The sequence below is a fragment of the Bradyrhizobium sp. 164 genome (genome assembly GCF_023073715.1).
GTDB lineage: Bacteria > Pseudomonadota > Alphaproteobacteria > Rhizobiales > Xanthobacteraceae > Bradyrhizobium.
The window spans coordinates 33,236-55,881 of record NZ_JADPKA010000063.1; the positions used below are offsets into that span (position 1 = coordinate 33,236).

Consider the following 22,646-nt stretch of genomic DNA (forward strand, 5'->3'; position numbering starts at 1 on the left):
GGGGCCGTTCACGCAGGCCGAAATCCGGCGCGCTCCAGCGCCGCGCGCGCCTCATGCGAGCCGAGCGCATCGAGAAAGGCCTGCACTGCCGGCCGGTCTTTGCGCGCCGTCACCAGCGCGAAATCATAATGCTCCTCCGCGAGCGGAATGAAATCGAGGCCGCCCGCATGGGCGACCGGCGCAATGGTCATGCCCCAGTCGGCGCGGTGCTGGGCGACGGCGGCGGCCACTGCATTATGCGAGCGCGGCTGGTTCCAATAGCCCTCCGGGCGGGCGCCGCCGAGCAGCCGATCGATCAGGATGCGCGTGCCGGCGCCCTGATTGCGGTTGACCATGATGCAGGCGGGATCAGAGATCGCAGCCGCGACCGCCTCCTTCGCACTGAGGTCTTCGAAACGCTTGTCGCCTTTGCGGAAGACGATGCCCTGCATCCGCCGCCAGCCCGGAACGAGCTCAAGCCCTTCGACGAGATAGGGCGAGTTGTAGGTCTCGCTTCTGTCGTCGAACAGATGGATCGGCGCGAGATCGCATTCCCCGCGCCGCGCCGCCGCGAGCCCGCCGAGACTGCCGACGGCGATCGAGCGGACGGAAAGACCGGCATGCGCGAGCTGTGCCGTGACGAGATCGAGGCCGGTGCAATGGCTGCCGACGATGACGAGATCCGGCACGCGCACATGCGGCGTGAACAGGGTTACCTCGGCTTCGGTCCCGGCCGGCATCTGGTCGGCGAGCGCGTGGATGCGCAAAAAGCCGTCGGCCTGCGCGAATGACGTGATCGCACCAGACCCCTTGCCGGAGGGATAGGCGATCAGGCCGCCGCGCCCCTCGACCAGCGAGACCATGACGAATTCGGTGCGGCCGAGCTCCGAGGCGATGCGGACCGGCACGGTCGCGCTGACCTTGGCATCGGAGCGCGGCGGCAGCCCGGCCATCCTGCGCAGCACCGGCACGATCATGTCGTGGAAGGTGAACATCGCCGAGGTCGGAAAGCCCGGCAGGATCACCACCGGCTTGCCGTCGCACACCGCAAGGCACAGCGGCTTGCCGGGCTTGAGCGCCACGCCATGCGCGATGATTCCGGGCTGGCCGAGCCGGCCGATGATGCGATGGGACAGGTCGCCCGCGCCTTTCGACGTGCCGCCCGACAGCACCAGCATGTCGGCATCCGCCAGCGCGCGGCGCATGGCGGCTTCGAGCTTGGCTTCATCGTCGGGAATGGCGCCGAGGAAGACCGCTTGGCCGCCATTCTCGTCGATCGCAGCAGTGACGATCGCACCATTGGTGTCGTAGATCTCGGCGGGCGCGAGCAGCTCTCCTGGCTGCACCAATTCGTCGCCGGTGGAGATGACGGCCACAAGCGGCTTGCGCGCGACATTCACCTCGGCGACGCCGCAAGCGGCCAGCATGCCGATCTCGCGCGAACCGATGATCGTCCCCGCACGCAGCAGCGCTTCGCCGCGCGCGATGTCGGATCCGGCATAGGCGACGAATTGCCCGGGAGACGTGGCGCGACGGACCTCGATCGCGTCCGATCCTGCCGGCTGGGTGTGCTCGACCATGACGACAGCGTCGGCGCCGCGGGGCAGCGGACCGCCGGTGGCGATCGCCGTTGCGGACCCAGCCGCCACTTGCAGCGTCGGGGCCGTGCCGCAGTGGATGGCTTCATCATTGAGCCAGAGACGAACGGGTGCACCTTCCCCTGCCGCAACGACATCGGCGGAGCGGACGGCAAAACCGTCGACATTGGAGCGGTCGAACGGCGGAACGTCGATCGGTGCCGTGACGTCTTCGGCGAGCGCCGCACCGAGTGCATCGGCGAGCCTGCACGGTGCACTCGGAATCGACCGCGGGAACAGCGCCGCCTCGAAACGTCCCAGCGCTTCCTCGCGCGACAGGATCTTGAGGAATTGCTCCTGTTCGAGCGCGCTGCGCTCTTGCGATCGCGGAATCATCGTCATGCCGGAACCCATATCATTCCCGCATCAGATAGGCACCGACCGGCGTGCCCGCCGCAAATCCCTCGTGGCTGGCGGGGACGAGCAGCCATGCATCGGCGCGCACGATGGCCTGGAGCGGCCATTCGCCCACGGCAAGCGGCATCCACGCATGATGTTCCTCGACCAGCAGGGCCATTTCTGCGATGCCCACACCGGATGCAATCTTGCGTGCGAGCGGCAAGGTCAGCTGTCGGCGTGGCCGGCGCGCCGACAAGTGATCGATGAGCGGCAGCACGAGCGCGAGCCAGGCCGCGAGCGCATGATCGGGCGAGCCGGGCAAGGCGACAATCGGAACCTTTTCGAGCCGGCCGACCGCAGCGGTGCGTCCAGGCTGGAGCGCAAGGCCATGGGCAAGCACCTCGCCACGCTGGGCCAGCGCCGCGACAGCTGCATCCCCACGGCCGACGCCACTGCCGCCGACTGTCAGCAGCAGATCGCAGGAGGAAGCGTCGAGCGTCTCGGCAATCGATGCTCCGTCGCGCGCGCCGGCCTCACACGTCTTCACCTCCAGCCCCGACGCGCGCGCGATCCCGGCGATCATCTGCGCCGTTGCCGTTGCGCCGGGCACGTTGACGATGCGCAGCCGCGGCCGCCGCACGCTGAACTTTTCCAGATGCGTGACGCGCGCGATCAGCAGATCGGCCGCGCCGATCGGATAGCCCTCGGCGCCGGCGGGCGTGTGCGCTGCGACGTCGCTTCCCGCCCGCCTGACGCCCTGCCCCGGCACGGCCTCGGCCAACACCTGCGCGAGCGGACCTGACAGCTCGACCGCACCGGCGTCGAGCACGCAGTCGCATCCCTCCGGCATCGCCTCACCGGCATCGACCCATGCAGGAGCCATCGCCAGTGGCAGCGGCGAATACGCGGACGCACCGACGAGATCATTGGCGGAGAGCGCCCAACCGTCTGCGGCGGCAATGTCGCGCGGGGGATAGGCGGCAAGCAGCGGAGCGCCCACCGCGACGCAGCCGCTCGCTTCCGCCAGCGGCAACTCCATCGGCGCGACAGGATCGACGCCTCGCAGCAACGCGGCGAGCGCAGCGTCGAGCGGCGTGAGCGAGGACGGCAGGCGCTGAATCATGCGCCATGATGGACCATGCATCGCCCGGTTTGGCAACCGCCAGTGCTACGGACATTACCCGCCGGACCTGTCCGAATTGGGGAAGAACAGCTGCTGCCCGTCGATCTTGTAGCCGGCGATCGCGGTCTGCCCCTCCGGCGAGGTCAGCCAGTCGATGAAGGTCTGCGCGAGGTCCTTCTTCACGTTCGGAAACTTGTCGGGGTTCACCAGCATCACGCCGTACTGATTGAGCAGTCGCCTGTCGCCTTCGACGACGATACCGAGATCGCCGCGATCCCTGAACGAGATCCAGCTGCCGCGGTCCGACAGCGCATAGGCGTTCGCGGCGCGCGCGGCCTCGAGGGCTGCCTTCATGCCGGGCCCGGCCTCGCGATACCAGGCGCCCTTGGCGCTCGCGATGTCGATGCCGGCGACGATCCAGAGCGCGAGCTCCGCGGCATGGGTGCCCGAGCGGTCACCGCGCGTCATGAACGGCGTCCCCTTGGCTTCGATCGCCTTCAGCGCGGTCGCGATGTCTTTGCCCTTCACGCCCGCGGGATCGCTCTTCGGCCCGATCAGCACATAATCGCTGTACATCACGTCGAGGCGCTTCACGCCAAAACCGTCGGCGACGAATTTCTCCTCCTGCGGTCGCGCATGCATCAGCACGACGTCGACTTCGCCCCTTCGCGCCCCCTCGAGTACTTCATCGGCGCGCCGCACGATCACCGTCACGTCGATGCCGGTCTTCGCGCGGAAGATCGGCAGCAGATAATCGAGCAGGCCGGACTCCTGCGTCGCCGTCGTCGACGCGAGGACGATGCCGCGCTCCTCAGCGGATGACGCCGCAACGCCCGCGGCAAGGCCGCAGAGAAGTGCGAATGCAACGGACAGGCGGCGGACGGCCATGATCGGGTTCCCATTGGCTTGACGGGATCATGATGATGATCGATTGCGCCGCACTCGTGACGCATCGGGGCTCCTTGCGCTCTGCGCCGGCCAGACCGATTGCGGCATCGCCCGCGCGCGGCGGCGGCGCGCTCGACCTCGCGATGCGGCAGCGTAGCTATTTCCGCCCCGCCATGCAGGCCCTGCCCGGCTGCTCGGCGAAGGGCGGCCGCGCCAGCGTGCCAAGGAGCCCACCGGCTACGACCCTTCGCCGGCCCGACGGAGCCGCTTCGCCGCCTGACATTGACGCCCGCCCCCAAATAGTTGCAAAAGAAACCAATTCAGCCGGGCATACCCGGGCAACACCGGCCAACGAGCCGGATCAGGGGAGGAGAACCATGAATCCAATCAGGTTTGGACTGCCGGTCGCGGCCGCCTTCGCCGCGACGTTCTCGGCGGCGGCGCTGCTGCCGGATGCCGCAATGGCGCAGGTGTCCGACGACGTCGTCAAGATCGGCGTGCTCACCGACATGAACGGGCCGGCCTCGGCACCGACCGGCCAGGGCTCGGTGACGGCGGCGCAGATGGCGATCGACGATTTCGGCGGCACCGTGCTCGGCAAGCCGATCAGCGTCGTGATCGGCGACCACCAGCTCAAGGCCGACATCGGCGGCACGATCGCGCGGCGCTGGTACGACGTCGACCAGGTCGATCTGATCGTCGACGTGCCGGTCTCCGCGGTCGGGCTCGCGGTGCAGAACGTCGCCAACGAGAAGAAGCGGCTGTTCATCACCCACTCCACGGGCACCGCGGATTTCCACGGCAAGTTCTGCTCTCCTTATGCGATCCAATGGGTGTTCGACACCCGCGCCCTCGCGGTCGGCACAGCGGATGCGGTGGTCAAGCGCGGCGGCGACAGCTGGTTCTTCATTACCGACGACTACGCCTTCGGCCATTCGCTGGAGCGCGACGCTTCCGCCGTCGTCACCGCCAATGGCGGCAAGGTGCTGGGCTCGGTCCGGCCCCCGCTGGCGACGCCCGACCTCTCCTCCTTCGTGCTGCAGGCGCAGGCCTCCAAGGCCAAGATCATCGGCATTGCCGCCGGCCCCCCCAACAACATGAACGAGATCAAGACCGGCTCGGAGTTCGGCGTGTTCAAGGGCGGCCAGCAGATGGCGGCGCTGCTGGCGCTGATCACCGACATCCACGGCCTCGGCCTGCAGGCTGCGCAGGGCCTGCTCCTGACGACGTCGTTCTATTGGGACATGGACGACAAAACCCGCGAATGGTCGAAGCGGTATTTCGCCAAGATGAACAAGATGCCGTCGATGTGGCAGGCCGGGGTCTATTCCAGCGTGATGCACTATCTCAACGCGATCAAGGAAACCGGCACAGACGATCCGCTCAAGGTCGCCGCAAAAATGCGCGAGAAGCCGATCGAAGATTTCTTCGCCCGCAACGGCCGCTTGCGCGAGGACAATCTGATGGTGCACGACCTCTGGCTGGTGCAGGTGAAGACGCCGGAGGAGAGCAAATATCCCTGGGACTATTACAAGATCCTCACGACCATTTCCGGCGACAAGGCGTTCGGGCCGCCGGACCCGGCGTGTCCGCTGGTGAAGAAGTGACGATCGCCTAAAGCGATCGTCACTTCGCCACGCCGATCTCGCGAAAATACGTCATCACGCCCGGATGGATCAGCTCCGGCTTCGGCGCTGCCGCGACTGTGTTCGCGGCCGTCGTCTCGCAGGCCTGCGCGAGCTTCTTGCAGAACGTCGCCTCGACGCCGTGCAGCGTCTTGGCGAGGCGATAGGCGACATCGTCAGGCAGATCCTCGCGCGTCAGCACAAAACTCCACGAGCCGAGCGAGGCGATCGGCTCCGTCTGCTTCGGATAAGTATTGGCCGGCACGGTGAGCGGCTTGAGGAACGCATGCTTGGCGCGGATGCGCGCGATCTCGTCCAGCTCAGGCGCAATGAAGCGCGCGCCTGATGCGCTTGATGCCACCGCGGCAAAGCCGGGCCAGCCGATGCCGGCGCCCCACAGCGCGGCGACGCGGCCGTCTTCGACCATCGCCGGGCCGTCGCCGGCGCGGTCGAGATAGACCGCCTTGAAATCCTCGTCCTGCTTCAGGCCGAGTCCGTCAAGCACATAGCGCGCCAGGATCGGCAGGCCCGAGCCTTTGGCGCCGAAGGCCACGGGCTGTCCGACCAGATCGTGAATCGTCTTGTAGGGACTGTCCGCCCGCACCACGAACATGCCAGGGTTGGAATAGATCGCGGTGAGAATCTTCAGCGCCACCTTCGCACGGCCAATGCCGGCGAAGGCCTCGTAGGCCGGCTCGCCTGCGACCAGCGCGAGATCAAGCTCGCCCTTCTCCAAAAGCGGAATGTTCTCGCTGCTGCCCTTGGTGTTGCGCGGGACGACGGAAATTTGGGGGTCGGCTGCGTTCATCACCTCGGCGAACGCGTTGCCATAGAGTGGAAAGCCGCCGCCGGGCGTTGCGGTGCCCAAACTGATCGTCGTGATCGAAATGGCCGTGCCTCCGGTCTGGGCAGCAGCGGGGCCAAAGAGCAGCGCCGCACTGACGAGGATGAACGTTGCGAATCTCATGGTCGCTCCCGCGGACCTGCGTCAACACCGACTTGCGACGATGTAGGCAGCAGCCGGATTTTGTGAAAGCATGTCGCCCAAAGACAATAAAGCAATGGGAGGCGTGATGTTGCGAATTTTGCGTAATGGTGTTTTCGGGCTCGTCGTTCTTGCCACGCTTTTCGGCGCCACGCCGCGCGCCTCCGCTGCGTATCCCGACCGCCCCGTGCACTGGCTGATCGGCTTTTCCGCCGGCGGCCCGGTCGACATCGTGGCGCGGATCATGGCGCAGTGGCTGTCGGACCGCCTCGGTCAGCAATTCATCGTCGAGAACCGCACCGGCTCCGGTGGCAACATCGCGGCCGCCGCCGCGATCAATTCGCCGCCGGACGGCTACACGCTGCTGTTCGTCGCACCCAACAATGCGATCTCGACCTCGCTCTACAAGAAGCTGCCGTTCGACTTCCTGCGCGACACCGTGCCGGTCGCCAGCATCATGCAGCTCACCAACATGCTGGTCGTCTCCAATGCGTTTCCGGCGAAGACGGTTCAGGAGTTCATCGACTATTGCAAGGCCAATCCCGGCAAGGTCTCCTTTGCCTCGTCCGGCAACGGCACCTCGGTGCATATGTCGGCGGAGCTGTTCAAGGTGATGACCAAATGCGACATGGTGCACGTGCCCTATCGCGGCTCGGCCATCGCCTTCCCCGACATCATCTCCAACAAGGTGCAGCTGATCTTCGACAACCTGCCGTCCGCGCTGGAGCAGGCCAAGGGCGGCAATGTCCGCGCGCTAGGGGTGACCTCCCCGCAGCGCTGGCCGAGCGTTCCCGACGTGCCCGCGATCGCCGAGACCGTGCCGGGCTTCGAAGCGGTCGGCTTCTACGGCATCTCCGCGCCGAAGGGCACCCCAAGCGAGGTCATCGAGATCCTCAACAAGGCGGTGGGCGAAGCGCTGAAGGACCCGAAGCTGGTGGCACGCCTGGCGGAGACCGGCGGCATCCCCAAGCCGATGACGCCGGCCGAGTTCGGCAAGCTGGTCGCGGACGAGACCGAGAAGTGGCGGAAGGTGGTCGAGTTCGCCGGCGTGTCGGTGGATTAGGGCCCCGCGGCGGGTGCGGTTGCTCGCCGGCAAACGTTCGGGGGACCGGCGGGCCCCTCACCACAAAAGTGCGAAAACAACCCCATGCACAGTAGAAGACGTGAGCAATTTCAGCGGGTTACGGAAACGGAAGGACAGCCGCCGGCACATGATCGCAGAGCCGTTTGACTCGTCGGGCAAAACAATGGCAAAATGCGACTATTCCGAATCCCGCAATCAACCAAAGAGCCGCGCTTGCCACGCGGCGCCCGGCGTTCCGTTTGAGCAGAGCCAGCATTGCACCCCCGCCCCAGGCCCTGTAAACGAACCGCGCACCGTTGCCGGCCGCTTGCAAAAATGGCCGCCTCGCGGCGGGGCCTGTAGCTCAATGGTTAGAGCCGGCCGCTCATAACGGTCTGGTTGCAGGTTCGAGTCCTGCCGGGCCCACCAGTAAATCGATCATCACCACTTGGCAGGCTTTCGTTTTTCCCTTGCTGCAACAGAAACGCCGCGCGCTGCCGCTCATTGATCGCTTCAATGGTTATCAAACTCCCGCTCAACGTTCGATCTAGCGAGCCTCCCCGCGAGGTCGCGTCTTGACCAGCATCAGCCTCTGGCAAGCGAAATAAAGGTGGGGCAGCGGCACGGCCCAGCGAGTGGTTCGGCTCGCGGTCAAGACGGAGACGAGCCCCAAGGCCATCAGCAGCATGCCAAGCCAGGTCCAGCCCTGCCCGCCATCACCCGCCTCGGCGGCGGAAAAAGCGAGCGGCGTCGCCGAAGGCGCCGAGGCGGCAACCACGTCACTGGCGGCGGGCGCGGCTGCCAAACGTGCATCCACGTCGACTTGGCGCGGCGCGATTTCGTCCGGCGTGAGCCGGTCGGCGCGTTTGGAGAAGGGGGCCGGCGACACGCGGGTCGCAATCCCGGTAGCAAGGATGGGACCGGCATCAACCACCTGCACGGGCGCGGACGGGCTCGGCCGAGACGTGTCCACCGCTGCGGAGCGCTGCAGCTCCGCGCGCGCATCTACCATCGCCTTCCGCTTGCGCGCCGCGGTCTTGTTCTCTTCGGCCATGGCAACACGATATCTGGCGGCGCTATACCGCACCGGCATCTTCACCGACTCTGTCCCTTCGGCGACCTGGAACCAGCATCTGCGCCGGCCTTCCACCCGATAGACCCAGCGCTGGCCGTCGGCGGTCGACCTGCCGGGCCGCGATAAGCACTTCACTTCCGCGACTTCCGCGGAAGTGGGCGCAGAGGCTGTCGCGGGACCGGCATTGAAGAATCCGGAAAATGGGTTCGAAGACGCTGATGACGTCGGGAGACCTGCAACAAGTACAAAAGCGGCGAAACAAAATCGCAAATGACCGGACATGGAAACCCCGGTGTTGCGCCCCTGCCCGAACACGAGCTTTGGCCGTGACCTAGGTCGCAATGCGACTTAAATCGGGCATTGCGGTGGATTCGTTTTGGCCACAGACCCTACGACGACCTCTCCACCAGCCCGATCGTCCATTTTCGCCATCCCCTCAAGGTCGCACTTCCAAGCTCGGCCCGCGCAAGCTTGCAAGGCTGTAGCCCACCCGAACGGATGTAGCCGTTGTTACGGGTGCCCGACGAAGCGCCATATCCGAACTGACGACTGGGCATTCGACCTTCCCGGGATGACATTGTGTCCGGAGCGCAGAACCCGTCCGATCGCGCGGAGCGATCGCGATGAGGGAGGCTACGATGGATTTTTCGCGGATGTCGGATGGAATCCGACTGCATCACGCCTCGCATCACCACGATGGCTACGATGGCGAGCGCGGACCGGGCCCTGGGCCGAGTGCTTCGTTAGTAGCTCAGGTCGGCGGTGGCGCTCTGCTCCATGGTCCAGGCCCTCTTGCGGGTCAATTTGCTGGTCCTGGAGCCCACCACGCGAGCGCGAACATCCAGCATCACGAGGCCGACCCGGTTCAATCCAAACATCCCACGTCGGGGGTCGACACGGGCGGCCACGCCGGCAACCACGCTGCGGCGGGCCTGGACGTTTCGTCCACGAAGCCTGCAGCCGGCGCATCACATCCAGGGACGGGCATTGCTTCGGTCGAGAGTGGGGCGAACACGGCGGGAAACGGCGGGGATGGCTACTTTTATGGAGGGATCATTCGCGCGTCCCTGCTGATCTACGAACCGATCAACATCTCGGTGAGTATGGGATACGGCTCGGTCGCCCTGGCCAACCAGCCCAACAATTTGAATGTCGATCAATCCGCTCTTCAGGTGGCCGGCGTCGGCGGCCATGGCGGCAATGACAACATTGTATCGGGAGGGAGCGTCAGTACGTCCTTGAGCGCCGGCGTGATCGCGAGCGGCGACAACAGCGCCGGAAACGGCGGCAGCGGCTATTTCTCGGGTGCGATCGTGGACGCTCCCGTGGTGATCTATCATCCGATCAACATTGCCGTGGCGGGTTCGGGCGGCACCGCGCTTGCAAGTCAATCGAACACGGTCGACATCGATCAATCGGCCGCTCAGCTCGCGGGCGTCGGCGGAAGCGGCGGAAATGCAAACGTGGCCGCCGGCGGCAGCGTCATCACGCTCGACCCCAGTTGGGGATCAAGCAACGGAGGGGGCTTCTTCGACGTTCAAACGGGCGGAAGCCAGGCTGGCAATGGCGGCGATGGCGCGTTCTACGGCGGGCTCGTCCATACTTCCTTCGTACTGTACGACCCGATCAACATCGCAGTCGCGGGCTATGGTTCCAACGTTTACGCGGTTCAGACAAATGACGCCTACGTGGATCAATCCATCATTCAGATCGCCGGCATTGGCGGGTACGGCGGCAACAGCAACGCCGCGGCGGGCGGCCATGCAAGCCTTCTCTCCCACGGCTTGTGGGGCGGCTCCGACACGATCGCGACCGGTTCGAACGGCGCAGGCAATGGCGGCAAGGGCTATTTTGCCGGCAGCCTGATCGATGTCAGCGTCGCGATCTATGCACCCATCAACATCGCAATCGCGGGTCCCCATTCGACGGCCGTAGCCGATCAGGTCAACAACGTGCACATCGACCAGAGTGCGATCCAGATCGCCGGACTTGGCGGGGACGGCGGCCACGGCAATCTCGCGCTGGGTGGCGATCTTTCCGCCCACCTTCTGTCGGATCTTCACCTGCTGGGATAGCGAAATATCGCGCCGCTCGCACAAGCCCGATCGCGAGCCGCGTCGACACTCTGCGCATGCAAGCTCGCCCTGCGGGCTCTCCCGGATGTTTCGAGTTCCGATGTTGCGCGACGAATGTCGTACTTTCGTACGTAGGTCGACCAAACCGGATCGTGTCCGATTTGACATCTATCGCCATCGCGCCTGGGCGGATCAGACTTTGCCGCGCGCGTCCGTCCGATCGGGTGGATGATGCGCGAAAGCCAGCAGAAAGAGGGAGGCTCAAATGTTGCCCAAAGCGATCAGCATCTCGGACTCGATCGAATTCAAATCGATCAGCACCGGTGGTCAAAGTGTCGGAAATGGAGGCGACGGCACCTTCAAGGGAGCCATCATCAGCAAGCCGACGCTCAACTTCGATCCAACCAACAAGGCGGAAGGTGCCGACGTGCACGTGAGCACCGGCGATCACGTCAAGCAGACGGCAGATTGGGATGCCGGCGGGGCCAACGCGAAGGCCTCGTGGTTTTCGAAGGCCCATGGCGGAGACGCCGAGTCGAACGGAAGCCAGAAATCCTACAGCGGTCACGATACCTCCAAGGTATACGCCAATACGGATGCGACCCAGATCAACAAGGTCTGGGTGGATCAGCACCAGGAGGTCGTGGCCGGCATCGGCGGCAATGGCGGAGACGGCAACGCGGCGGTGGGCGGAGAGGTGAGCTTCCATCTCGATACGTTCTGACCATCGGCTCGTCCGACTGGCAGGACCGGTGGCTTCCGCCACCGGTCCTGACGCTCGAGCCAATACCCCGCCGATACCGTTGGCAGATGACGTTAGCCATCGGTCAAGTGCGCCGGACCTCGATTTCAGGCGGTAACGATCATGCTGATGCCGCCCCTTCAGTGGCCTATCCTGCCGCAGATCCGGACGCCACTGCACGCGGCCCTCCGGTCCTGCGCGGGACCGCTCGGTCTCGTATTCGCCTATAGCTGCAGCTACAACCTGCTTCTGTTTGCGCCCTCCATCTATCTTCTTCAGATCTACGACCGGGTGTTGTCGAGCCGGAGCGGCGACACGTTGCTTCTGCTCACGCTTATTGTCGCGATCACAGTGGTCGTGGGCGGCGTGTTCGATGCATTGCGGCGCGCCGTCCTGGGACGCCTTGGCGCCTGGCTCGACGATCGCCTTCGTCCTTGCGTGCTTTCGGCCGGCCTCGAATCGGCGTTTTGCAGCGACTCGACGCAAGCGTCGGGCGCATATCGGGATCTCACCGTGCTGCGCCAGTTCGTCGAGTCCGGCGCATGCACGCTGCTGTTCGACGCGCTCTGGGCGCCCTTGTTCCTCCTTGTCCTCTTTCTGATCCATCCCCTGCTTGGCGTGGTGGGCGCCTGCTGCGTAGCCTTCCTGTTCGCGCTCACGGTTGCCGGAGAGCTGGTCACGGAAGACGTTCTGCAAAGATCCGGCGCCGCACTGTCCAGAAGCTGCGGCCGCCTCCAGACGGCCGCGGGCAACATCCACATGATCCGCGCCATGGGAATGTTCGACAGCGCAGCGCGCATGATTCACCGTGACGCGCAGCACGCGCGCAGGGAGCACGATGTGGCACTCCGGCGAGGCGAGATCGTCATGCTGGCCACCAAGCCGGTTCGCGCGCTGTCGCAGGTCTTGATCATGGGGGCTGCCGCGTGGCTCGTCCTCGATCACGGGAAGAGCCCGGCAATCATATTTGCTTCCACGCTGATGTTCAGCCGGGCGCTCGCGCCGGTCGAAAGTGCGCTCGCTGGCTGGAAATCACTCGTAACGGCCCTGAGCGCCTGTCAGCGGCTCGGCGCACTTCTCGCCGCATTCCCCATCGCGCTGCAGCAGAGCGCGGAGGTTCCTCCGCCGCAGGCGCGAAGCGGCCTCGTCGTCGACAATGTTAGCGTGCGGCTTGCGGGGACCGACCATTTTCTGCTGAACGGCGTCTCGTTCAGCCTCATGCCCGGACAATGTCTTGGCATTATCGGTCCGTCCGGGTCAGGCAAATCCTTGCTCGGCCAGGTGATCGCCGGGCTATCGATGCCAACGGATGGCCGTGTCCTCCTCGACAATACCGGCGTCCCGCTGCTTCGCGAGGGCCGAAACGGCGACCGCCTCGGATATCTCCCCCAGGATATCAACCTGCTCGGCGACACGATCAACGACATCATCGCACGCCTTGAAGATGCCGACCGGCGGGAGGTCGTCGAAGCGGCCAAGCTCGTCGGAATCCATGGGGCGATCATGCGCCTGCCGCAGGGTTACGACACGATGGTTCACAGCGAAACAAACTTCTCGCGCGGATATCGGCAGCGCCTCGGACTTGCCCGCGCCTTTTTCGGCAGTCCACGCCTCATCGTTCTCGACGAACCCAACGCCAGCCTCGACTACGGGGGCGAGCGAATGCTCCTGGATGCCATCGAGCGCATGAAGCTCGCAGGTGTCATCCTTGTCGTCGTCACTCACAGGATGGGTCTCCTCGCAGCCACGGACAAAATTGCCATCATGGAAGACGGTGCGATCGCCGCATTCGGCGACAGCGAGGACATCTTTGAACGGCACCTGAGCCGCCCCCAAGTTACTTCGCAGATTGCGCCATGATCTGGAATTCTCTCATCATCCGGAAGTTTCCCGCCGTCTCGAGACTTCCCATGATCTGGGAGCAGCTCATGCGAGCTCCGGCGCGCCCCGCGCCCGCCCGGCGATTTGGCGTCGTGGTGACCGCAATCGACGATTTCGAGCCGCTGGAATTTCCATGGTGCTCGACGCCCACGCCGACCTCTCCGCGCGGAAGGCTTCGCGGTCTCACAGTCGCGGGCAATCTGCTGGTGCTCTGCTTCATGCTGGGGCTTGGTACATGGGCGAGCCTCGCGCCTCTCGAGAGCGCCGCGATCGCGTCTGGCGTCGTGGAATCGGAGTCGAGCCGCAAGACGATTCAGCATCTGGAAGGCGGTATCGTCAGGAGGATCCTTGTTTCGGATGGCGATATCGTGCGAAGCGGCCAAACGCTGATCGCGCTGGACGACACCCGGGCCGCCTCGGAGATGCAAAGCTTTCAAGGCCAATTGTGGGATGCAGTTGCTCGTGCCGCACGGCTTCAAGCCGAGCAGCAGAGATTTGAAAGGATCGCAATTCCGGACGCGCTGGAACAGGACAGCAAGCAGAACGGGGTGGCCGCCGCTGCGGTGTCGGCGCAGCAGTTCATTTTTCAGGCGCGCCTGCAGGTTCACGAGTCGCAGCTTACGGTCATTCGCGAACGAAGGCGTCAAGTCGAGAAGGAGATCGAAGGTCTCAAGGCTCAGGAGAGCGCCACCGGGCAGCGGGTCGACATCGTCCGGGAGGAACTGGATATGGTCGCGACCCTCGTCAACAAGGGGCTCGAGCGGCGACCGCGGCTTCTGAACCTGCAGCGGGAGCTGGCCGACGTTGAGGGCCGCCGCGGCGAGATCGCCGCGCAGATTTCTCGCGCCGCGCAGGTCATCAGCGAACAGCAGGCCACATTGTTCAAGCTCGAGAGCGAGAGGCAGAACGAGATCGCACAGTCGCTTCGTGAAGCGCAGAACCAGATATTCCATCTCCGCGAGCGATTGCTTGCGGCCAAGGATGAGCTATCGCGAACGGAGATCAAGGCGCCCGAAGACGGCGTGATAACCGATTTGCGGATTCATACGGCCGGCGGCGTCATCGGAGCTGGTGCTCCGCTCATGGACCTGGTACCCCGGCAAGATCGCCTCATCGTGAAGGCGCGCCTGAGGCCCGAGGACATCGACGTGGTTCATCCCGGCCTCAATGCCGAGGTTCACCTCCTACCGTACAATCAGCGTCGCGTGCCTCGCCTGAAGGGAACCGTCGTGCACGTATCCGCGGACCGGCTCCTCGACAAGCGTACCGACCAGCCATACTACGCGACCAAAATCCGGATCGACGACGCGCAGATCGCGGCAAACGACATCCAGATCGTCCCCGGTATGCCGGTTCAAGTGTTCATCACGACAGGGCGCGGTACTGTGGCTCTCTACGCGCTCAGGCCCCTGCTCGACAGCTTCCGTGGTGCATTCAGAGAGGACTAGTTTTCCAGCATTGGAGCTGCGCCGGGATCGTCATCGCGACTCTGCGCGGGCAACCGACCGCGCCAGCGGAGGACAGCTTCCGTGCGATTGTGCGCAGCACATTTCCTCATGATATGCTGGATGTGCATTTTGACTGTGCTTTCCGAGAGGTTCAATTTGGCGGCGATCAGCTTGTTAGGCAGGCCGAGCTCCAATTCCGCCAGAACCTGTTGCTCACGAGGCGTGAGATCGGTCACGCTCCTGTCGATAGCAACTCCGACTCCCTCGTTCATCAGATATGCGGGCGCAAGCCCGCGCGTATCCGACGGCTCCAGATCCCCTATCCTGCTCGTCCCGGCCACGGGCAACGGCCGGTAGACGCCACCAACAAGAACAAGCCGCAGGCCAGCCATGGCGATCTCGATCGATAGCGAGGTGGAAAGAAAGCCGCGCACGCCCCGCTGCATCGCAGCTTGCACGGTCGGCTCGTCATCATGGTTTGACAGGACTGCAACGGCGGCGTTGGGACAACACTCCGCAACGAAGGCGAGATCGTCCTCAACCGAGGGATCGCCGATGGGCCTATCGGCGATACTCAGCACCACCAGACGAACATCGCGGGCTGACGTAGAGTCCAGGCTTTGGACCGTTGCCATGTCAAGGATCTCAAGGTGGTCCAGCTCACGCCTGAGGACGTTCAGCATGCATGTGCGAGGCAACAGGAGCGGCTCGATGATTACCAGAACCGGCAAGTGAAGCGATTCATTGAGCCGTTTTGAGGTGTTCGTTATGTCGTGCATGATTTCCTCGAGATGAAAAGAACTTCCGCGATATTCCCATTCCGTATTGCGTCTTCCCCTGCTGCTGCATTCATTCTGAATGCATCACCACGAGGCGCAGTGCCGCCGTTAGTGCCGTATCCACTGCGGGATCACTTTGCGGCTGGGTGGAAATTCTTTCCGCTCAAATCACTTGGGTGCGTACCGCGCGGTGGCGCAGTCGACGCCTCCCCTAATTGCAGATATTTCGATACGCCGTTGACGCCGCCGACCCTGACTTGCCGTCGGCGACATATGCTTCATCCTCCTTCACGAGGTAAAGAAACGGCCTCTCCGCGGTCTCGCCGCCTGACGCGCTTCTTCCTTTCACACGCCCGCAAATCGTATCCACAGGGCGTCCAAGCGTGTTCTTTCGCATCGTGCGCTTCATATCGGTGAATTCGGCCGATTCTGGGTCCTCCATCTTCGCCGAGATCGTGACCTTCGCCTTGTCCAGGACAGGATCTGAAGTTTCCGCGGAGTGTTCGGATGCCGAGACGCCGATCCTCGTCCGAGGCGACGCCACCTTGGCAAGGTCGGCCGCTCCACGCTTCTTCGGGGAAGATTTGTTGGCGGACCTTGCCGGAGTAGCAGAATTCGATTTGACGGCCGCAGGATCTGGCGCCAAAGCCATCTGCATTGGCAGCGCGGGTCGGGCGACTGCGCCCCCGTTGAAACAGGGGCGTGACGCGCAATCAAGGAAATACCCTCGGGAAGGCGCGAACCAGCCAAAGCCGATCAGGACTCCCGCCAGCACTCCAACAAAAAGCAGTCCCATCCGATTCCCCTCCGCGGGAGGTCGGTTCGCACTCGTAACTAAGGACTAATTGCGCGCTGGTGATCTATCTGTTGCGCAAAAGCGTTAAACGCTCATTAAGCGCGCGCGGTTGTCCGGCACGTGCCCGGATGAGCGGATCAGATCCGTGCCGAACTACCGTAAAGCGCCAATCGTGAAAGCAATTATGGCCGATTTGGTCCGCTCCTGGACCCTTCTGCCGATCGCCGGCTTGTGTGGCTCTCAGGCCAGTTTCGAAGCACCGCACCAGTTTCGCACCAGAAACGGCGTGAACGAAACGGAACGAAGGCCATCGGACTCGAACAAAAACGCAGGAAGGTCAACGAACCTGATCGAAATTCTGCCGCTCATAACGGTCTGGTTGCAGGTTCGAGTCCTGCCGGGCCCACCAGTGGATCAATGGTTAGCAGCTTTCCATTGTCTTTCGGTTGGAGGCGGCACCACAAATTGCCTGTGTAGCTACTCGTTGTTTTGCTTCAACGGCGACCAACTACCGCTCCAGATCCGGGTCCGGCGCCGGCTCTCCTTCTTGAGTGTAGATCCTGCGGCTCTATCGCACGAACCGGGGCAACATCGTTGAGAGCCTGTTCTATCGAATGGCCCACCAGGTCAATGTCGTCCCTTACGTACCGCTGTAAGAGCCGCCGGTGTAGTTCTTCGTCGCCAGGAAATACAAAGTCGGGGACACGATCGCCTCAAAGACGAGTTCGAATTGGCGATCGTTCGACCAAAGGAGAATTGCGCCGCTCATCGCAAAAGCCACCGCCGACCCAAACGGACTCAGCATCTCATCGGTCATGGGATGCTTCTATTCTCGAGTCAAGCTTGCGCTTCCGGTCCGCCACAGCACCTATCGTGCAAGTGGTTTGGTCCCGAGATTCCAACGAGAGATAGGCCCCCTGGTCGCACACAGCGGCTTGGTCCGGATCCAAATCCTGCCCTTTCGGAGAGCCTGTCTTCGTCGTACGATGCCTCCCCCGAAAGCTCGGGTGAACACGAGACGGCGCGAACTTCTCCGGGCGCAACGGCGGCTGTTCGTCTCCCATTGGTACTGAGGCGATCCGCACGGATTGACCGCAAGTCGGCCGGATGCTCCTCCATCGCACGCGCCGTCTCTTGGTCGCCATCAGACTGCGGTGATCATTTCGATCTGAGCGCATCTGCCGTATCGAGCTAGCGATCTTTGATTTTCGGCCAAGAGATCAACAGTCAGTCATGTGAACAATCCAATTGCCTAGTCCGGACGCCGACCATGTCCGATCAACGATCAGCAGCTTCCGACATGGATGCATACCGCGGCCTCAGCTACGTCGGGGGTCTGGTCGTGATCGGAGCGATCTATCTCGCCTCGGCAAAGGGCGGCCTTGCCCTCGCCTCTATCCATCCCAGCGCAACGCCAATTTGGCCGCCGACAGGTGTCGCGCTGGCGGCGGTGCTGTTGTGGGGATATCGAACTTGGCCCGCAATTTTTGCGGCGGCGATGATCGCCAATGCGACGACGGCCGGCTCCGTTGCCACCGCATTTGCGATTGCAACAGGCAACTCGCTCGAAGCGGTTGCCGGCGCGTATCTCATTAAGCGGTGGTCAGGCGGGTGTGAGACGTTTTCAACGCCAGATTCTGTTGCAAAGTTTACCCTGATCTGCGTCGTGATCGCGACACCGATCAGCGCCAGCATTGGACTGAGCAGCCTGGCACTCTTCGGGTACATCGAGCCGAAGAATTTCGCGGACGCGTGGATCACCTGGTGGCTGGGAGACGTGACCGGCGCACTGGTCATTACCCCCGTTATCGTGCTGTGGGCATCAAACCAACATCATGCCTTCAACCGGCACGATTTTTTGGAAACGGCCGGGGTCCTCGCGACAGCGGCGGCTGTTGGCCTCATTGCTTTCAGCCCCCTGATCGAGCAGACGCCCGGCCGAGATCCACTCGGCTTTCTGGCGATCCTGCCCATGCTATGGGCGGCCCTGCGTCGCGGTCCACGCGATACCGCAACGGTTGCCCTCGTGCTTGCGGGCCTTACGATTTGGGCAACGCACACGGGCGGCGGCCCCTTTGCGACGCCAGATCGCAATGCGTCATTCCTGCTGGTGTTGATGTTCTTGATCAGTATAACCGTTCCAAGCTTGCTGCTGAGCGCGGATGTCGAAGTCCGCAAGAACGCGGAAGGAAACCTGCGCCGCGCGCACGTCGAACTCGAGCAGAAGGTCGCAGAGCGCACGCAGGAACTGGAGCTCGCCAACACAGCGAAGTCGCGCTTTCTCGCCATGGCAAGCCATGATTTGCGGCAGCCTTTACATGCTTTGGGCTTGTTCGTCGCCCAGCTGCGCACGCCGCTCAAGCCGGAGGAAAGGACAAGAACGATCGAACGGGTCGACGCAACCCGCAAGGAAATGGATGAAATGTTCAATTCGCTCCTGGACATTTCCAGGCTCGATGCCGGGATGCTTACCCCCAAAATCACCGAGTTCCCGATCGCGCGCCTGTTGCAAAAACTCGAGACGGCGTTTGACCAGGCGACGCAAAAGAAAGGTCTGCGGCTACGCGTCAGGCCAAGTGACGCCTGGGTCCGAAGCGACGCGATGCTGCTCGAACGCATCATGCTGAATCTTGTATCAAATGCGGTGCGCTATACGTCGCAGGGCGGAATCCTGGTCGGATGTCGCCGGCGCGGTGATATGTTGCGTATCGAAGTATGCGATACCGGTCCCGGCATTCCCGAGGACCAAAAGCAGAATATCTTTAGCGAGTTCTTTCAAGTTCCGACCTCAGAACAGAACCGGTCCGGCGGACTCGGCCTCGGCCTCGCGATCGTCGACAAGCTTCGCCTGCTTCTCAACCATCAAATCGACCTGGCTTCGACGGTGGGCCGAGGTTCGCGATTTGCGATCCTAGTTCCGAGAGTCGATCAATGCGTCAGGTCGGCGGCGCCCGCCGACTTACCCTACCCCGGAGCCTTGGCCGCCGACGGCAAGGCAATTCTGGTTATTGCCGATACTCCGATCGTGCAGGAGGGAACGGGCGGATTGCTTAGCAAATGGGGATATTCGGTTCTTGCCGCTGGATCCGACGAAGCTGCACTGGTCCGGCTTGCCGAGCGCGCACAACGCCCCGATCTCATCATCTCGGACTATCATCTCGCAAGCGGGAAGACCGGAATCCGGGCTATTGAACAAATCAATGCAGCGTTTGGCTCGTCAATTCCCGCCATTCTCATCAGCGGCGATACCGCAGCTGAACCTCTGCGGGACGCTAGGGACAGAGGATACATTTTGCTGCACAAGCCCGTCGACCCGATGCGGCTCCGCGCTGTCATGCATGAGCTCCTTAGGAATCATGATGGTGAAAGAGGCACGGGGGCAGTTTCATGATTCGGATTTCGGCGGCCATTCCCAGCCCATTTTTCCGACTTTTATGACGGCCTCGGTGCGCGTCGCCACGCCGAGTGCCTTGAGAACGAACGTGATGTGGTTCTTCACCGTCGGCACTGCCATATTGAGCGTCCTGGCAATGACCTTGTTGCTTTTTCCTTTCATCAGGAGCGCCAGTACGTCGATCTGACGATCGGTCAACCCGAGTCCCTTGAGCGAGTCGCGAGCCAAAGGTTTATCTGCGAACCGCGGACCCGCTGTTTCCTCCAGAATCTTGGAGGGAATGTAAACTCCGCCGGAGAACACCAACTCAATGGCGTTGAGCATCACTTCACGTTCCGTGGTCTTCGGGATGAAACCCAGCGCGCCAAGTTTGAAAGCGCGCCTGACCGTATCCTGATCATCGGAGGACGAGAGAATGACGATAGCAATCGTCGCATAGCGCTGGCGCAGTTCGCAAAGGACAGAGAAGCCGTCGCGGTCAGGCAAATTGATATCGAGCAAAATGAGGCTGATATCGGGATGCTCCTCGACGATGTGCATGGCCTCTCGACTGCTCGATGCTTCCAATATCACGGCTTCTCGCTTCAACTCCTTCAGGACAGCGTGCAACGCCTCGCGAATCAATGTGTGATCGTCAACAATAAGTACCTTCATAAAAATGCTCTCCGTCTTCTGACGCCCGGAGATCAATGAAAAATCATACACCCAGCTTCGAAACCGTCCATCTTCTATCTCTGGTCCAGCGGTTCGCCGCCCGCACTCAAAGTAGGAGCCGCGGGCTGCTGTGTGCTATGGTTGCAATCGGCACACATCGTAAGCAGCGCGAACTACACGAAGCGCGAAGCTCACTGGTCCTTCGTCCATGCGAGCGATGGATTGCTCATCACGTGTCTCACCGGCGTCAAATAGATGCCGCGGCCCGGACGGTACCTTGGTCATAGGACCTAGGCACCTCTCTGTACCGACCTCCGACCGGTTTACACACTGCGCCACTTGAACGATGATGTCGACAGTCAGCTTCTCCACCAGCTTTTTGCTCAGCGCGGCCATTGTCTCAATTGCTGTCGTGGCCCGGTCGGTGTGAAGCAACGCTGGACTGCTGCGCTGTCACGAACCCGCCGCCGCAGGCCGCTTTTTTGTCAGATTCGATTCCTGTCGATCGTTCCTCTTGAAGCGTGCGCGCACGCTGGACGAGGCAAGCCAATGCATGACCGAACCGCCACCCCGAAGCCATCGGCGGCCGCGCTGCCGGAGCTGAAAGCCAACGGCCGCGACCTGCGCATTGACGCCTGCCGCGGCATCGCGCTCTGGTGCATCTTTCTTGATCATGTCCCCCATAACATTGGAAGCTGGCTGACGCTGCGGAACTACGGCTTCAGCGATGCCGCGGAAGTGTTCATGTTCGTTTCGGGCGTCACCTGCGCACTGGCCTACGGCAAGGTATGGAGCTGCGAGGGATGGACCAGCGTGATCCGCCGCACGCTGCGGCGAAGCTGGGACATCTATATCGCATTTCTTCTGCTCACGCTCGCCTGCGCCATCCTAGTCCACATCGCTGGCGTGGAACGCCTTGCTGACGAGAGCAATACGCGCATTCTGCTGGACCAGCCTGGCGCGACGCTCGCGCACGCGGCAATTCTGCAATACCGCCCGGTCAATACCGACGTGTTGCCGATCTTCGTGCTTCTCCACCTCTTGTTCGCGCCGTTGCTGTGGTTGCTGCTCCGACTGCCGAACCTGACGCTGGGCGCCTCGCTGGCGCTTTATGCGCTGGTGCATATGTTCGGCTGGTCCTTGCCGGCGTGGCCGAACGGCCACTGGGCTTTCAATCCACTGGCCTGGCAGCTGCTGGTGGTGCTTGGCGCGTGGGTGATAATCGAGGGCGAAAGAGTGCGCCCCTGGCTAACGTCACGCATGGCGCTTGCGCCTGCCATTCTCTATCTGGTCGTCAGCCTCGTCATCGCATTGAGCTGGAGAATCAAGCCGTTGGAAGCGTTGATCCCGCAGGGGCTGACGAAGTTGGCTTATCCGGTAGACAAATCGAATCTCGATCCGTTGCGTCTATTGCATTTCTTGGCTCTTGCGGTTGTAGCGGTATGGCTCGTGCCACCCAATCGACAAGCATTGACGACTGCGGTGATGCGCGGCGCCATCCTCTGTGGCAAGAACTCGTTGCCAATCTTCTGCCTCGGCGTTCTGCTTACGCTGGTCAGTCTCCTGGCGTTGCTCGACATATCGGAGGGGCTTGCGATGCAGATCACGCTCAGCGTCGGTGGCGTCCTAACGATGATCGTGGCGGCGACGCTGCTGAACTTGATCAAGATCAAACCCAGGTCGCAGCCGATCATTGCACTGCCGATGAGTGTGCGCGCCCCTCAGGACGCGTGGGGCACAGTTGGCGGGCGCACCCTGGAGGCGTTTCGCCGAGGACTGCGCGAGTTCGGATGGGCCCGCGGCCGGAATCGCCTCGGCGATTGCCAGGTCGCGAAGCGGCAATCCGGCCACGGGCCGTGTCTCGCAGGCGAATTGGTACGGCTCAAGGCGGATGCCATCGCGGCGGCGGCGAGACCTGCAGCCATGGCGGCCAAGAATGCAACCGCGACGGTTCCAGTCTGAGCGATCATTCCTCATGTCCGACGGTCGTTAGCCGGGCGCCCCCTCGCGGCGCTCGGCCTTTGCGCGCTCCCGCGCCTGGCCGCTCTTAACGGTCTGGTTGCCGGTTCGGGTCCCGCCGCGCCCATCACCCAAATTATGAGCTTGTCGGTGCTCGCCAAGCCACTGCACCAGAAGCGCACGCTTGGTCGCCCGTTGCCGCAT

Annotated in this window: 17 protein-coding genes and 2 tRNA genes; 10 read left to right on the forward strand and 9 right to left on the reverse strand. The window is 63.0% G+C overall.

Features of this window, described 5'->3' with window-relative positions:
* Window positions 1–8 precede the first annotated feature (8 nt).
* Genes IVB01_RS19655 through IVB01_RS19665 form a run of 3 tightly spaced genes read right to left on the reverse strand, consistent with a single transcriptional unit; the run spans window position 9 to window position 3,966 of the window.
* The gene (locus IVB01_RS19655) at window positions 9–1,958 is read right to left on the reverse strand and encodes a molybdopterin biosynthesis protein (RefSeq protein ID WP_247280790.1); all 1,950 of its coding nucleotides are present in this window, start codon (window positions 1,956–1,958) and stop codon (window positions 9–11) included.
* A gap of 13 nt (window positions 1,959–1,971) precedes the next feature.
* A complete protein-coding gene (locus tag IVB01_RS19660) occupies window positions 1,972–3,078 on the reverse strand; it encodes a molybdopterin-binding protein (RefSeq protein WP_247280791.1) in 1,107 nt (368 codons plus the stop codon).
* 54 nt (window positions 3,079–3,132) lie between these two features.
* On the reverse strand, window positions 3,133–3,966 hold the full coding sequence (locus tag IVB01_RS19665) for a substrate-binding domain-containing protein (RefSeq protein ID WP_247280792.1): 834 nt from the start codon (window positions 3,964–3,966) through the stop codon (window positions 3,133–3,135).
* Between the two features lie 377 nt (window positions 3,967–4,343).
* On the opposite strand from IVB01_RS19665, the gene IVB01_RS19670 reads away from it, so the two are divergent.
* Window positions 4,344–5,573: an ABC transporter substrate-binding protein gene (locus IVB01_RS19670; RefSeq protein ID WP_247280793.1), complete on the forward strand. Its 1,230-nt coding sequence runs from the start codon at window positions 4,344–4,346 to the stop codon at window positions 5,571–5,573.
* Between the two features lie 19 nt (window positions 5,574–5,592).
* Here the strand turns inward: IVB01_RS19670 and IVB01_RS19675 are convergent, their stop codons facing one another.
* Window positions 5,593–6,558, reverse strand: a complete 966-nt coding sequence (locus IVB01_RS19675) for a TAXI family TRAP transporter solute-binding subunit (protein ID WP_247280794.1) — start codon at window positions 6,556–6,558, stop codon at window positions 5,593–5,595.
* A 106-nt stretch (window positions 6,559–6,664) separates the two neighbouring features.
* On the opposite strand from IVB01_RS19675, the gene IVB01_RS19680 reads away from it, so the two are divergent.
* Both IVB01_RS19680 and IVB01_RS19685 read left to right on the forward strand, forming a co-directional pair.
* Window positions 6,665–7,639, forward strand: coding sequence for a tripartite tricarboxylate transporter substrate binding protein (locus tag IVB01_RS19680; protein ID WP_247280795.1), 975 nt, complete (start codon window positions 6,665–6,667; stop codon window positions 7,637–7,639).
* A gap of 353 nt (window positions 7,640–7,992) precedes the next feature.
* Window positions 7,993–8,068, forward strand: a tRNA-Ile gene (locus tag IVB01_RS19685).
* 118 nt (window positions 8,069–8,186) lie between these two features.
* Here the strand turns inward: IVB01_RS19685 and IVB01_RS19690 are convergent.
* Window positions 8,187–8,738: a hypothetical protein gene (locus tag IVB01_RS19690; RefSeq protein ID WP_247280796.1), complete on the reverse strand. Its 552-nt coding sequence runs from the start codon at window positions 8,736–8,738 to the stop codon at window positions 8,187–8,189.
* Window positions 8,739–9,352: 614 nt separating this feature from the next.
* Here IVB01_RS19690 and IVB01_RS19695 point away from each other — a divergent pair.
* From IVB01_RS19695 to IVB01_RS19710, 4 genes are all read left to right on the forward strand, one after another.
* Complete coding sequence (locus IVB01_RS19695; RefSeq protein ID WP_247280797.1) at window positions 9,353–10,789, forward strand: hypothetical protein; 1,437 nt, start codon at window positions 9,353–9,355, stop codon at window positions 10,787–10,789.
* Between the two features lie 265 nt (window positions 10,790–11,054).
* The gene (locus IVB01_RS19700) at window positions 11,055–11,513 is read left to right on the forward strand and encodes a hypothetical protein (RefSeq protein WP_247280798.1); all 459 of its coding nucleotides are present in this window, start codon (window positions 11,055–11,057) and stop codon (window positions 11,511–11,513) included.
* 141 nt (window positions 11,514–11,654) lie between these two features.
* Window positions 11,655–13,391: an ATP-binding cassette domain-containing protein gene (locus IVB01_RS19705; protein ID WP_247280799.1), complete on the forward strand. Its 1,737-nt coding sequence runs from the start codon at window positions 11,655–11,657 to the stop codon at window positions 13,389–13,391.
* Between the two features lie 50 nt (window positions 13,392–13,441).
* Entirely contained in the window at window positions 13,442–14,860 is a 1,419-nt protein-coding gene (locus IVB01_RS19710; RefSeq protein WP_247494767.1) for an HlyD family type I secretion periplasmic adaptor subunit, read from the forward strand.
* Here IVB01_RS19710 and IVB01_RS19715 read toward each other — a convergent pair.
* Both IVB01_RS19715 and IVB01_RS19720 read right to left on the reverse strand, forming a co-directional pair.
* Complete coding sequence (locus IVB01_RS19715; RefSeq protein WP_247280801.1) at window positions 14,857–15,639, reverse strand: response regulator transcription factor; 783 nt, start codon at window positions 15,637–15,639, stop codon at window positions 14,857–14,859. The genes IVB01_RS19710 and IVB01_RS19715 overlap by 4 nt on opposite strands.
* Before the next feature lie 211 nt (window positions 15,640–15,850).
* A complete protein-coding gene (locus tag IVB01_RS19720; protein WP_247280802.1) occupies window positions 15,851–16,435 on the reverse strand; it encodes a hypothetical protein in 585 nt (194 codons plus the stop codon).
* Window positions 16,436–16,771: 336 nt separating this feature from the next.
* On the opposite strand from IVB01_RS19720, the gene IVB01_RS19725 reads away from it, so the two are divergent.
* A tRNA-Met gene (locus IVB01_RS19725) sits at window positions 16,772–16,844 on the forward strand.
* A gap of 231 nt (window positions 16,845–17,075) precedes the next feature.
* Here IVB01_RS19725 and IVB01_RS19730 read toward each other — a convergent pair.
* The gene (locus IVB01_RS19730) at window positions 17,076–17,252 is read right to left on the reverse strand and encodes a hypothetical protein (RefSeq protein WP_247280803.1); all 177 of its coding nucleotides are present in this window, start codon (window positions 17,250–17,252) and stop codon (window positions 17,076–17,078) included.
* A gap of 453 nt (window positions 17,253–17,705) precedes the next feature.
* Between IVB01_RS19730 and IVB01_RS19735 the strand changes: the two genes are divergently transcribed.
* Window positions 17,706–19,826 (forward strand): MASE1 domain-containing protein, encoded by a 2,121-nt coding sequence (locus IVB01_RS19735; protein WP_247280804.1) that lies wholly within the window; start codon window positions 17,706–17,708, stop codon window positions 19,824–19,826.
* Here IVB01_RS19735 and IVB01_RS19740 read toward each other — a convergent pair.
* Window positions 19,821–20,483 (reverse strand): response regulator transcription factor, encoded by a 663-nt coding sequence (locus IVB01_RS19740; protein WP_247280805.1) that lies wholly within the window; start codon window positions 20,481–20,483, stop codon window positions 19,821–19,823. The two genes, IVB01_RS19735 and IVB01_RS19740, sit on opposite strands and share 6 nt — an antisense overlap.
* 339 nt (window positions 20,484–20,822) lie before the next feature.
* On the opposite strand from IVB01_RS19740, the gene IVB01_RS19745 reads away from it, so the two are divergent.
* The gene (locus IVB01_RS19745) at window positions 20,823–22,445 is read left to right on the forward strand and encodes an OpgC domain-containing protein (RefSeq protein WP_247449012.1); all 1,623 of its coding nucleotides are present in this window, start codon (window positions 20,823–20,825) and stop codon (window positions 22,443–22,445) included.
* Window positions 22,446–22,646: the final 201 nt, after the last annotated feature.

What these genes read in the sequence shown, in the direction of transcription:
- IVB01_RS19655 (WP_247280790.1), bottom strand. Translation starts at nt 1,958, where the DNA reads ATGACGATGATTCCGCGATCGCAAGAGCGCAGCGCGCTCGAACAGGAG.
- IVB01_RS19660 (WP_247280791.1), bottom strand. Translation starts at nt 3,078, where the DNA reads ATGATTCAGCGCCTGCCGTCCTCGCTCACGCCGCTCGACGCTGCGCTC.
- IVB01_RS19665 (WP_247280792.1), bottom strand. Translation starts at nt 3,966, where the DNA reads ATGGCCGTCCGCCGCCTGTCCGTTGCATTCGCACTTCTCTGCGGCCTT.
- IVB01_RS19670 (WP_247280793.1), top strand. Translation starts at nt 4,344, where the DNA reads ATGAATCCAATCAGGTTTGGACTGCCGGTCGCGGCCGCCTTCGCCGCG.
- IVB01_RS19675 (WP_247280794.1), bottom strand. Translation starts at nt 6,558, where the DNA reads ATGAGATTCGCAACGTTCATCCTCGTCAGTGCGGCGCTGCTCTTTGGC.
- IVB01_RS19680 (WP_247280795.1), top strand. Translation starts at nt 6,665, where the DNA reads ATGTTGCGAATTTTGCGTAATGGTGTTTTCGGGCTCGTCGTTCTTGCC.
- IVB01_RS19695 (WP_247280797.1), top strand. Translation starts at nt 9,353, where the DNA reads ATGGATTTTTCGCGGATGTCGGATGGAATCCGACTGCATCACGCCTCG.
- IVB01_RS19700 (WP_247280798.1), top strand. Translation starts at nt 11,055, where the DNA reads ATGTTGCCCAAAGCGATCAGCATCTCGGACTCGATCGAATTCAAATCG.
- IVB01_RS19705 (WP_247280799.1), top strand. Translation starts at nt 11,655, where the DNA reads ATGCTGATGCCGCCCCTTCAGTGGCCTATCCTGCCGCAGATCCGGACG.
- IVB01_RS19710 (WP_247494767.1), top strand. Translation starts at nt 13,442, where the DNA reads ATGATCTGGGAGCAGCTCATGCGAGCTCCGGCGCGCCCCGCGCCCGCC.
- IVB01_RS19715 (WP_247280801.1), bottom strand. Translation starts at nt 15,639, where the DNA reads ATGCACGACATAACGAACACCTCAAAACGGCTCAATGAATCGCTTCAC.
- IVB01_RS19720 (WP_247280802.1), bottom strand. Translation starts at nt 16,435, where the DNA reads ATGGGACTGCTTTTTGTTGGAGTGCTGGCGGGAGTCCTGATCGGCTTT.
- IVB01_RS19730 (WP_247280803.1), bottom strand. Translation starts at nt 17,252, where the DNA reads ATGACCGATGAGATGCTGAGTCCGTTTGGGTCGGCGGTGGCTTTTGCG.
- IVB01_RS19735 (WP_247280804.1), top strand. Translation starts at nt 17,706, where the DNA reads ATGTCCGATCAACGATCAGCAGCTTCCGACATGGATGCATACCGCGGC.
- IVB01_RS19740 (WP_247280805.1), bottom strand. Translation starts at nt 20,483, where the DNA reads ATGAAGGTACTTATTGTTGACGATCACACATTGATTCGCGAGGCGTTG.